9 protein-coding genes are annotated in these 10,498 nt (G+C 58.0%); 8 read left to right on the top strand and 1 reads right to left on the bottom strand.

Translation table 11 applies throughout. The features are described from left to right. Positions 1 to 109: 109 nt before the first annotated feature. Positions 110 to 1,123 (top strand): Gfo/Idh/MocA family oxidoreductase, encoded by a 1,014-nt coding sequence (locus LZU96_RS23030; protein ID WP_233988924.1) that lies wholly within the window; start codon positions 110 to 112, stop codon positions 1,121 to 1,123. Between the two features lie 212 nt (positions 1,124 to 1,335). Here LZU96_RS23030 and LZU96_RS23025 read toward each other — a convergent pair whose 3' ends face one another. Beyond that, positions 1,336 to 1,914 (bottom strand): YceI family protein, encoded by a 579-nt coding sequence (locus LZU96_RS23025; protein ID WP_233988923.1) that lies wholly within the window; start codon positions 1,912 to 1,914, stop codon positions 1,336 to 1,338. Positions 1,915 to 2,691: 777 nt separating this feature from the next. Between LZU96_RS23025 and arnB the strand changes: the two genes are divergently transcribed. Genes arnB through arnF form a run of 7 tightly spaced genes read left to right on the top strand, consistent with a single transcriptional unit; the run spans position 2,692 to position 10,057 of the window. Continuing rightward, complete coding sequence (gene arnB, locus LZU96_RS23020; protein WP_233988922.1) at positions 2,692 to 3,828, top strand: UDP-4-amino-4-deoxy-L-arabinose aminotransferase; 1,137 nt, start codon at positions 2,692 to 2,694, stop codon at positions 3,826 to 3,828. Position 3,829: 1 nt separating this feature from the next. After that, positions 3,830 to 4,825 (top strand): undecaprenyl-phosphate 4-deoxy-4-formamido-L-arabinose transferase, encoded by a 996-nt coding sequence (gene arnC, locus LZU96_RS23015; RefSeq protein ID WP_233988921.1) that lies wholly within the window; start codon positions 3,830 to 3,832, stop codon positions 4,823 to 4,825. Continuing rightward, entirely contained in the window at positions 4,822 to 6,804 is a 1,983-nt protein-coding gene (arnA, locus tag LZU96_RS23010) for a bifunctional UDP-4-amino-4-deoxy-L-arabinose formyltransferase/UDP-glucuronic acid oxidase ArnA (protein ID WP_233988920.1), read from the top strand. The genes arnC and arnA overlap by 4 nt, the downstream gene beginning before the upstream one ends. Continuing rightward, positions 6,801 to 7,703 (top strand): 4-deoxy-4-formamido-L-arabinose-phosphoundecaprenol deformylase, encoded by a 903-nt coding sequence (arnD, locus tag LZU96_RS23005; RefSeq protein ID WP_233988919.1) that lies wholly within the window; start codon positions 6,801 to 6,803, stop codon positions 7,701 to 7,703. The genes arnA and arnD overlap by 4 nt, the downstream gene beginning before the upstream one ends. 4 nt (positions 7,704 to 7,707) lie before the next feature. Next, complete coding sequence (arnT, locus tag LZU96_RS23000; RefSeq protein ID WP_233988918.1) at positions 7,708 to 9,369, top strand: lipid IV(A) 4-amino-4-deoxy-L-arabinosyltransferase; 1,662 nt, start codon at positions 7,708 to 7,710, stop codon at positions 9,367 to 9,369. Beyond that, positions 9,369 to 9,692, top strand: a complete 324-nt coding sequence (gene arnE, locus LZU96_RS22995; RefSeq protein WP_233988917.1) for a 4-amino-4-deoxy-L-arabinose-phosphoundecaprenol flippase subunit ArnE — start codon at positions 9,369 to 9,371, stop codon at positions 9,690 to 9,692. Before arnT ends, arnE begins: the two co-directional genes overlap by 1 nt. Next, positions 9,689 to 10,057 (top strand): 4-amino-4-deoxy-L-arabinose-phosphoundecaprenol flippase subunit ArnF, encoded by a 369-nt coding sequence (gene arnF, locus LZU96_RS22990; protein WP_233988916.1) that lies wholly within the window; start codon positions 9,689 to 9,691, stop codon positions 10,055 to 10,057. Before arnE ends, arnF begins: the two co-directional genes overlap by 4 nt. The last annotated feature ends 441 nt before the right edge of the window (positions 10,058 to 10,498 follow it).

Raw genomic sequence — 10,498 nt, 5'->3', positions numbered from 1 at the left:
GGTTTTTTCCCCTGAGGTAAACACCTCAAAAACGCGATGGGGTCAGTGTAACCAGCAAGGTTATCCTGCAAAGGCCGCTTTCCGCTGGATTATGATGGAGTTCAAATAAATGAATAAAAAGCAACGCGTTGCTCTGATCGGCTGTGGCTTTATCGGTGAGGTACATGCCGCCAATCTGCAGGCGCATCCTGCAACAGAACTGGTCTCAGTCGCTGATACGGATAGCGCACGCGCCGCCGCGTTTGCTGCGCGTTTTGCCGCCTGCGCCGCGTCAGCCAGCCAGGTGTTCAATGATGACAGCATCGATATGGTGTTAATCGCCAGCGCCACGCCTACCCACGCCGATCTGCTGGAGACGGCGGCGCGTGCCGGCAAAGCGATCTACTGTGAGAAACCTATCGATCTCTCTCTGGAACGCGCATGCCGGGTGGTGGACCGGGTTTTACCCTTCAATGTGCCGGTGACGGTTGGCTTTAATCGCCGCTTTGACGTCAGCCATCAGCAGCTCAGGCAGCAGCTCCGGGAGGGCCGGATCGGTGCAGCTGAGCTTATTCAGATGGTCTGCCGTTCTTCTGAGATGCCGCCGCTCGCCTATTTACAGGCTTCAGGAGGACAGATGCGCGATCAGGCAATCCACTTTTTTGACCTGCTACGCTGGCTCACCGATGACGAGGTGACGGAAGTGGCGGCTATGGGTGCGGCGCTGGCACTGCCCGCCATCCGCGATTTTGCCGACGTGGACACCAGCACGCTGCTGCTGCGGCTGCAACGCGGCGGCCTGGCGCAGCTGGATAACGCTCGCCGTACCGGCTATGGCTATGATGAACGCATCAGCGTGATGGGCGCGGGCGGGATGCTGGTGTCTGAGAGTCAGCAGCAGCGCGGCGTGACCTGTTATCAGAACGCGCAGATCGCGCAGCCCGGGCTGTTGCCCGACTGGTTCAGCCGGGTGCAGGCCACCTACTACGCGCAGCTGGATGCCTTTGTCCGTTCACTCAACGGTGAGACGGTTAGCGATCTGCCGGGACTGGAAGATGGTCTGAAAGCCCAGGCGATCGCGGAAGCGGCGGTGATCTCGCTGGCAGAGCACCGCTTCTGTGCGGTTGAAAAAGTGTCGCTATGATCCGGACCGGCCGGACGCTCAGCCTGCCGGTCACTCACGCGCTGTGCGTTTTTCGTCTGCCGCACGCGCGTGAACAGACCTGCTCACTCTCTGGCATATCCCGTGCCGCCCGCCTGAATCGCTGCCGCCAAATCAGGGACATCAGTTTGTGCTGATCGGTCGCAATCCGCCAGCGCAACTGACCACAATCGCCGAAGCTGGCCGGACGGCGCTTACAGCGGGGGTTTCGTCTTAGCAGTAATGGTGAGGGCAATAGCAACGCGGTCATCGACTATCCCGACCAGCCGATCAACCCGGAAGGCGGTGCGGGATATGGCGGTGGTCGCATGCAGCGTCAGCGACTGCGCTGAAGACGTGAGCGGCTCTCCTCCCTCCAGTGTCGCCAGCATCACCACCGGACGGCTGACATCTTTCACCGTCAGGACGCCAAAGATGCGGTATTCTCCTGCCCCCAGCGTGGCAACCCGGCTGCTGACAAAGCGGATGCCGGGATAGTGCTGCGCATCAAAAAACTGGTCACTTTTTAGCTGCCAGGTTAATAACGCATTAGAGGCGACCAGCGTGTTGACGGGAATATTCACCTCAACATGATCATCCCTGTCCTGTTCAGGGTTCAGCGTCACGGTACCGGTTACACCCTCAAGATGCGCCTGTGAAAAGCTGTGGCCAAAGGCGCGCCAGGAGAGCCCGATGGCGGTTTTTTCGGTGGCGATGGCGTAGGTGATCGGCGCGGCATGAATCGACGCGCTAAAGAAACAGCTCAGGCTTAACAGACAGGCGGTACGGATCATCAGATGGCTCTCTTTTACGTGCAGATAAGGTGTTAACGTCTGTCGGACTGAATCTATTCATTTTAAAACCTGACCAGGTTTACTCTTCGCTGGATAAACCCGATCCGCGGTAAACAGGGGCGGTGAAAATAGCCTTGTTGCCGGGAACCATCCCTGAGCGAAAACCGCATTTTCTTCCCAATTGAAACTGCTGGCCCGCCGGGTCCTGACCTGAAAGCAACAAAAGGGATCTCAATGCGCGGTCAGGACGTGAATAAACAGATCTGACTAATATTAAGAAAACCTTAAGCTGATAATATTTATATTCAAATTATTATTTCGTGCCCGTCACATAGCTATTCCATGCCGATCTCAAGCCTGATTTATTTTTATCATCATGAAAAATAATGTTTTTATCTTAGCCCGGACTATTGCTTCAGATTGATGGCAAAGCCATGAGAACCTCCTGATCTTCATCGATTATAAACGTATTATCAATAAAGTGAAGAGAGTGGTAATTGACATGATTATTAATATTAAATAAGTGAACTTTTTTGAAAATGATTAAATGAAGTTTTATTTATTTTATTTAATTTAACCGGCTTCATTTAATGTTCAGTTAACTTTTGTGCGTTAGCGTGTATCACCCGTCTGATGTTTTAAATTTCTTAAGAAGAACAATACGCTCTCTTTGGAAAGGGTGCCGGCGGGAGATTCGCTATTTCCTCGCGATTACTGGGGTTGCGCACGATTAACCTTGTGTGCCTGTTTATTGTTTAGAGCTGCAGGAGTTTCACTATGGCCTTTTTGCCTTTTTCCCGCCCGGCGTTTGGTGATGAGGAACTGGCCGCCGTAAAAGCGGTTTTCGACTCTGGCTGGATTACCACCGGCGCGAAATGCGCCGAACTGGAGCAGGCATTTATCCAGCTGACCGGCAATCAGCAGGCGATCGCAGTCAGCTCGGCGACGGCGGGAATGCACGTCACGCTGATGGCGCTGGGCATCCAGCCCGGCGACGAGGTGATTACGCCCTCCATGACCTGGGTTTCTACCCTGAATTTGATCACGCTGCTCGGCGCGACCCCGGTGATGATTGATGTGGACCCGGATCATCTGATGGTGATGCCGGAGCAGATTGCCCGCGCCATCACGCCACGTACCCGCGCCATCATCCCGGTGCACTATGCCGGTGTACCGGTTGATCTGGCACCGATTTACCAGCTGGCTCGCCAGCACGGTATCGCGGTGATTGAAGATGCGGCACATGCGGTCGGCACAACCTATCAGGGACAGCATGTCGGGCGCGAAGGCACCGCGATTTTTTCTTTCCACGCCATCAAAAATATCACCTGTGCGGAAGGAGGACTGGTGGTGACGGACGATGCCGCACTGGCCGATCGCATTCGCAGCCTGAAGTTTCACGGGCTGGCGGTGGATGCCTTTGATCGCCAGACCCACGGCCGCCAGCCACAGGCTGAAGTGATGATGCCGGGCTTTAAATACAACCTGCCTGACATCAGCGCCGCGATTGCGCTGGTGCAGTTAAAAAAACTGCCAGGGTTTATTGCGCGACGCGGTGAGATAGCCCGGCGTTATCTCGATGCACTCCGGTCACTGCCGTTCACGCCGCTGTCGCTGCCCGCCTGGCCTCATCAGCACGCGTGGCATCTGTTTATTCTGCGCATTGATGAGCAGCGCTGCGGTCTGTCGCGTGATGCCTTTATGCAGGCCCTGAAAGCGCGGGAGATTGGCAGCGGGCTGCATTTCCGCGCTGCTCACACCCACAAATATTATCGTGAGCGCTTCCCGCAGCTGCAACTGCCCGCCAGCGAACGTAACAGCCAGCAAATGTGTTCCATTCCGCTGTTCCCGTCGATGACGGATCAGGATGTGGATCGCGTCATTCAGGCGTTACATGAGATTGTGGAGGCCTGAGATGCGCGACGTTAAACCCATCAACCTGCTCTCCGTGGTGATTCCGGTCTACAACGAGCAGGAGAGTCTGCCAGAACTGATTCGCCGCACCCGTGCAGCCTGTGATCCGCTGGGAGTAGCGTATGAACTCCTGTTAGTCGATGACGGCAGCAGCGATCGCTCAGCGGAGATAATCGAACAGGCCGCCGCCGTTGCGGGCAGCCCGGTGATTGGGGTGCTGCTAAACCGTAACTATGGTCAGCATTCCGCCATCATGGCCGGCTTCAGCCACGTTCGTGGCGATTTAATTGTGACGCTCGATGCCGATCTGCAAAACCCGCCGGAGGAGATCCCCCGACTGGTTGAGGCCGCGCGTCAGGGCTATGACGTGGTCGGCACGGTACGGCAACAGCGGCAGGATAGCTGGTTCCGTCGTCAGGCGTCCCGCACGCTGAACCGGCTGATTCAGCGGGTCACCGGTAAAGCGATGGGCGATTACGGCTGCATGTTGCGCGCCTACCGTCGGCATATTGTCGATGCGATGCTCAACTGCCACGAGCGCAGCACCTTCATTCCCATTCTGGCGAATACCTTTGCCCGCCACACCATCGAGCTGCCGGTGATCCATGCCGAACGGGCCTTCGGTGACTCGAAATACAGCTTTATGCGGCTGATTAACCTGATGTATGACCTGGTGACCTGCCTGACCACCACACCGCTGCGCTGGCTCAGCGTCGTCGGTAGCGTCATTGCGCTCACCGGCTTCGGCTTCTCCCTGGTGTTAATCGTGCTGCGTCTCTTCTTCGGTGCCGCCTGGGCAGGTGACGGCGTGTTCGTGTTATTCGCCGTGCTGTTCATGTTTATCGGTGCGCAGTTCGTGGGTATGGGCCTGCTCGGTGAGTATATCGGGCGGATTTATAACGATGTTCGTGCGCGTCCGCGCTATTTCGTTCAACGCGTTGTTAAGGCTCCTGAAGAGCCTTCAGTACAGCCATCAGTACAGGAAAGTTCATTATGAAGACCCTCGTTTTCGCCTATCACGACATGGGCTGTGTTGGCATCACTGCGTTGCTGAACGCAGGTTATGAAATCACCGCCATTTTTACCCACAACGATGAGGCGACCGAAAATCACTTTTTCGGTTCGGTGGCGCGGCTGGCGGCTGAGCATGGTATCCCGGTCTATGCCCCGGACGAGGCGAATCACCCGATCTGGCTCGACCGGATCCGCACCATGGCGCCCGACATGATTTTTTCGTTCTACTACCGGCATCTGCTGAGCGATGAGATCCTGGCGTGCGCCCGGCATGGCGCCTTTAATCTGCACGGATCGCTGCTGCCCCGATACCGTGGCCGGGCACCGCTCAACTGGGCGTTAATTAATGGTGAGCGCGAAACCGGCGTTACGCTGCACCGGATGGTGAAACGGGCCGATGCTGGCAATATCCTGGCGCAGCAGCGGGTGGCGATTGAGGATCAGGACACGGCGCTGACGCTGCACCGCAAACTGTCGGCGGCGGCGGAGCAACTGCTGAACGATCTGCTGCCCAATCTGCGCCGCGGTCAGATCAGCGAATGGCCGCAGGATGAAAGCCAGGCAAGCCGGGTGGGGCGGCGCACCGCTGAAGATGGTCGTATTGACTGGCATCAGCCGGCGCAGGCGATTCACAATCTGGTCAGAGCGGTCACCGATCCCTGGCCGGGTGCTTTTGCCTTTGCCGGCTCGGTCAAATTTATCGTCTGGAAGAGCCGGGTTCATCCGCAGCAACACGCGGCGAAGCCCGGTACCGTGCTGTCGAAACAGCCTTTCCTGATCGCCTGTGGCGACGGGGCGCTGGAGATTCAGACCGGACAGTCTGAGCACGGTGTTTACATGAACGGCAGCCAGCTGGCACAGAGTTTAGGCATGGTGCCGGGCGCGCTGCTTTACTCGCAACCGCAGTCCGTCCTGCAGCGCCGTACCCGGGTGCTGATCCTCGGCGTAAACGGCTTTATCGGTAACCACCTCACCGAGCGGCTGTTACAGGATGACCATTTCGAGGTTTATGGTCTGGATATCAGTTCCGACGCCATCAGCCGTTTTCTGGATCAGCCGCGCTTCCATTTCGTTGAAGGTGATATCGCTATCCACTCCGAATGGATTGAGTATCACATTAAAAAATGTGATGTCATCCTGCCGCTGGTGGCGATTGCGACACCGATCGAATACACCCGTAATCCGTTGCGGGTATTTGAACTCGATTTCGAGGAGAACCTCAAAATCATTCGCGACTGCGTGAAGTATCAGAAGCGCATCATTTTCCCTTCGACCTCGGAAGTGTACGGCATGTGTACTGATGCCAGCTTCGATGAGGACGGTTCTAATCTGGTGGTCGGACCGATCAATAAGCAGCGCTGGATCTACTCGGTATCCAAACAGCTGCTGGATCGGGTGATCTGGGCCTATGGCGAAAAAGAGGGGCTGCGTTTTACCCTGTTCCGTCCATTTAACTGGATGGGCCCGCGGCTGGACAACCTTAATGCGGCGCGCATCGGCAGTTCGCGCGCCATCACGCAGCTGATTCTTAATCTGGTGGAGGGATCGCCAATCAAGCTGATTGATGGCGGCAGGCAGAAGCGCTGCTTCACTGACATTCAGGATGGGGTAGAGGCGCTGTTCCGGATTATTGAAAACAAGCAGCAGAACTGCGACGGCCAGATCATCAACATTGGCAACCCGGAGAACGAAGCCAGTATCAAAGAGCTGGCAGAGCAGCTGCTGGCTAGCTTTGAACGTCACCCATTGCGTCATCAGTTCCCACCGTTTGCCGGTTTCCGTGAGGTGGAGAGCAGCAGCTATTACGGCAAAGGCTATCAGGATGTGGAACACCGCAAACCGGCGATCCGTAATGCGCGCCGGCTGCTGGGCTGGACGCCGACCGTAACCATGGATACCACCATCGATAATACGCTCGACTTCTTCCTGCGTACCCTTGAGCAGCAGGCTGAGCATCAATGAAAAAGGTGGGTCTGCGGATTGACGTGGATACCTGGCGCGGCACGCAGCAGGGCGTGCCTGCGCTGCTGACGCTATTCAGGCAGCATGCCATACGCGCCAGTTTTTTCTTCAGCGTCGGGCCAGACAACATGGGACGCCATCTGTGGCGTCTGATCAAGCCGGCTTTTCTGTGGAAGATGATGCGCTCGCGCGCCGCCTCGCTCTACGGCTGGGACATCCTGCTGGCCGGCACCGCCTGGCCAGGGAAGCCGATTGGTCGCGGTCTGAGTCGCATTATGCAGGAGACCGCCCGCCAGCATGAGGTGGGGCTGCACGCCTGGGACCATTTTGCCTGGCAAACCTGGGCTGGCGTCTGGCCGGAAGAGAAGCTGATCGAACAGATTGCGCGCGGCAGCGAGACGCTAAGCGACATTCTCGGTCATCCCATCAGCTGCTCGGCTGTCGCAGGCTGGCGTGCCGATGGCCGGGTGATGGCCGCTAAGCAGAACTTTGGTTTTCACTACAACAGTGATTGCCGCGGCAGCGAACCTTTCCTGCCGCTGCTGCCTGACGGGCAGACTGGCACAGTACAGATACCGGTCACGCTGCCGACCTGGGATGAAGTGGTGGGTCGGCAGGTCAGCGCCAATGGGTTCAACGGCTATATTCTTGATCAGATGCTGGCCGCTGGCGGAACGCCGGTTTACACCATTCATGCCGAAGTGGAAGGCATTGTCGGCTATCAGGACTTTGCCACGCTGCTGACCTGTGCCCGGCGCAACGGCATTGAATTTTGTCCGTTAAGCGCGCTGCTGCCCGCCGATCTCTCCACCCTGCCGGTAGGCAAAGTGGTCAGGGGCGAGATTGCCGGACGGGAAGGGTGGCTGGGCTGTCAGAAACGGATTGATGAGGTGAAATAGCCCGATGCGTATAACCACCCGATGGCTGGTTTTTGTCAGCCTTTTTGCTCTCTATTACCTGATCCCGCCGATGTTCCGCGATCTCTGGCAGCCGGACGAGACCCGCTACGCCGAGATCAGCCGCGAGATGCTGGCAAGCGGTAACTGGGTAGTGCCGCACTTTTTCGGCCTGCGCTATTTTGAAAAACCGGTGGCAGGTTACTGGATCAACACGCTGTGCCAGTGGCTGTTTGGCCATACTCTTTTTGGCGTGCGGGCCGGTTCGGTGATCGCCACTACGCTGACCGCGGTGCTGATTTACTGGCTGGGTAAACGGCTGTTTTGCTCGGCGCGGACGGCGGCAATGGGCGCGATCATCTTCCTCAGTTCGCTGCTGGTTTACGGTGTCGGCACTTATGCGGCGCTCGATCCGATGTTAATGCTCTGGCTGGCGGCAGCGATGTGCAGCTACTGGCTGGCAACGCAATCTGTTGCGCGCTCCGGTCGCCTTGCCGGTTATCTGCTGCTCGGCCTCGCCTGCGGCATGGGATTGATGACCAAAGGGTTTCTGGCGCTGGCGGTACCGGTGCTGGCGATTCTGCCGTGGGCGATCTGGCACCAGCGACTTAAAGAATTACTGATTTATGGGCCGCTGGCGGTGCTGGCAGCGGCGGCGATCAGCGCCCCCTGGGCGCTGGCCGTTGCCCATCAGGCACCCGATTTCTGGCACTACTTCTTCTGGGTGGAGCACATTCAGCGTTTCGCCGAACCCAATGCGCAACACAAAGCGCCGTTCTGGTATTACCTGCCGGTGTTGCTGCTGGGGACGTTGCCCTGGCTGGGACTGCTGCCGGGCGCGCTGATAACGGGCTGGCGCGAACGTCAGCATCAGGCGGGCGCACGTTATCTGCTGAGCTGGACGGTGATGCCGCTGCTGTTCTTTAGCCTGGCAAAAGGCAAGCTGCCGACCTACATCCTGCCCTGTTTTGTCCCGCTGTCGCTGCTGATGGCGCACTACGGTCTGAGCGCCGCGCAGCGGGCCGGACGGGCGCTGAAAATCAATGGCTGGCTGAATGTGCTGTATGGCGCGCTGATGCTGGCTGTTTTGCTGCTGGTGCTGGCCCCGTGGAGCCTGACACACCATCCGCTGTTTGCCCGCAGTGAATACAGCAAGCTGGCGCTGGCGGCGCTGGCATTCATCAGCTGGTCGCTGATCGGCCTCTACAGCCTCCGCTATGCCAGCCATCGCTGGCAGGCTGCAGCGCTCTGTCCGTTGATGGTGGCGCTGGTGGTCGGGCAGGTGATCCCGCAGAAGATACGGGATGCCAAACAGCCACAGCATTTTGTGGCAGCAATCAGCGATCGGCTGGCGACCAGCCGCTATATTCTGGCGGATAATCCCGGCGTCGCCTCGGCGGTCGCCTGGCACCTGCGCCGCAGTGATATCGGATTTTATGATGAGAAAGGCGAGCTGGAATATGGCCTGAGCTATCCTGACGCACAATCCCGCTTCGTCACTCAGGCGGCATTCCGTGGCTGGCTCGCGGCGCATCGCCGCACGGGAAGCGTCTCGCTGTTGCTGCTGGTCGACTCGGTACACAGCGATATCGGCGCGCAGGTGCCGATGCCGGACGCGGTTTATCGCCAGGGCAGGCTGGTCAGCCTCTATTATGGCCAGACGCGGTGATGATCGTGCTGATCGTGCTGGTCAGCCTGCTCAGCTGCAGCGCCCAGCTGTGCCAGAAACAGGCAACCCGCGTAAGCGGTTCCCGACGGGTGGCCTCTGGCTGGATCGCGGGCAGCGTGCTGTTGCTGGGTATCGCGATGGTGCTCTGGCTGGTGGTGCTGCAGCGGGTGCCGGTCAGCCAGGCCTATCCGATGCTGAGCCTCAATTTTATCTTTGTGGCGCTGGCGGCGCGGATACTCTGGCGTGAGCGCTTAACGCTGCGCCAGATCTGCGGCACGCTGCTGGTCGTGGCTGGGGTGATGCTGATGGGCAGTCAGCGATGAAAGGCTACGGCTGGGTGGCGGGCAGCGTGTTACTGGTGTCGATGGCACAGTTGATGATGCGCTGGGCGATGCCGCAACTGCCTGAGCTGACTGCGCTGGCCGCAGCGGCGTCCTCTTTTGCTCTGCTTCCCGCGCTGCTGCTGCTGACCGGACTCGGCGCCTACGGATTGTCGATGTTGTGCTGGATTCAGGCGCTTCATCATTTTCCGCTTAACCGGGTTTATCCACTGCTGAGTCTGAGTTATGTACTGGTGTGGCTGGCTGCCGTTGGCCTGCCCTTTTTCCATGAGTCTTTCAGCTGGCGCGGGCTGGCGGGCATAGCCGTTATCATCATCGGGGTGCTCTGTATCGCACGTAAGCCCTGACATCGCCAGCAGTCCGGTTGCGGCGTGCAGCTATCAGCCTCATACCCAGTCTGCCTGTAACTGGCGATGACGCCATTAATGCGTCACCAGCCCAGCCTTCTTCTGCGGCGCTTGCCGTAATCGAAGAATAACCTCCTGCTGAAGATGGCCGGTTTACCGTTCAGCCTGCTCCGGTCCGCTTCGCCAGTCCCACGTCAGTGCCTGGCGATGAGCGGTGTGCCAGTGTCGCACCGCAGGCCCGGACGGGTATCCGACAGAAAATCCTGCCTGAATCAGTCATAATAATTAGCGTGCTTAATGATTAATATCAAAAACGCGTAATCTGTTGTGCGTCCAGCACCGGTGCTTTTGCGACTCCGCTCGCGTTTTTGTTGCGGTTGGCTGATCAGATCAACCGGTGACTCGCCCTGTCCGATGTCGTGCCGCGCCACCATTCGGTAG

Source organism: Pantoea agglomerans (assembly GCF_021397715.1).
GTDB classification, from domain to species: domain Bacteria; phylum Pseudomonadota; class Gammaproteobacteria; order Enterobacterales; family Enterobacteriaceae; genus Pantoea; species Pantoea astica.
The sequence above is the reverse complement of the archived record's forward strand: the minus strand, read 5'-3'. Positions and strand labels throughout refer to the sequence as shown.

Coding starts and splice junctions, on each gene's coding strand:
- arnB (WP_233988922.1), top strand. CDS start 2,692: ATGGCCTTTTTGCCTTTTTCCCGCCCGGCGTTTGGTGATGAGGAACTG.
- LZU96_RS23030 (WP_233988924.1), top strand. CDS start 110: ATGAATAAAAAGCAACGCGTTGCTCTGATCGGCTGTGGCTTTATCGGT.
- arnE (WP_233988917.1), top strand. CDS start 9,369: ATGATCGTGCTGATCGTGCTGGTCAGCCTGCTCAGCTGCAGCGCCCAG.
- arnA (WP_233988920.1), top strand. CDS start 4,822: ATGAAGACCCTCGTTTTCGCCTATCACGACATGGGCTGTGTTGGCATC.
- arnD (WP_233988919.1), top strand. CDS start 6,801: ATGAAAAAGGTGGGTCTGCGGATTGACGTGGATACCTGGCGCGGCACG.
- arnT (WP_233988918.1), top strand. CDS start 7,708: ATGCGTATAACCACCCGATGGCTGGTTTTTGTCAGCCTTTTTGCTCTC.
- LZU96_RS23025 (WP_233988923.1), bottom strand. CDS start 1,914: ATGATCCGTACCGCCTGTCTGTTAAGCCTGAGCTGTTTCTTTAGCGCG.
- arnF (WP_233988916.1), top strand. CDS start 9,689: ATGAAAGGCTACGGCTGGGTGGCGGGCAGCGTGTTACTGGTGTCGATG.
- arnC (WP_233988921.1), top strand. CDS start 3,830: ATGCGCGACGTTAAACCCATCAACCTGCTCTCCGTGGTGATTCCGGTC.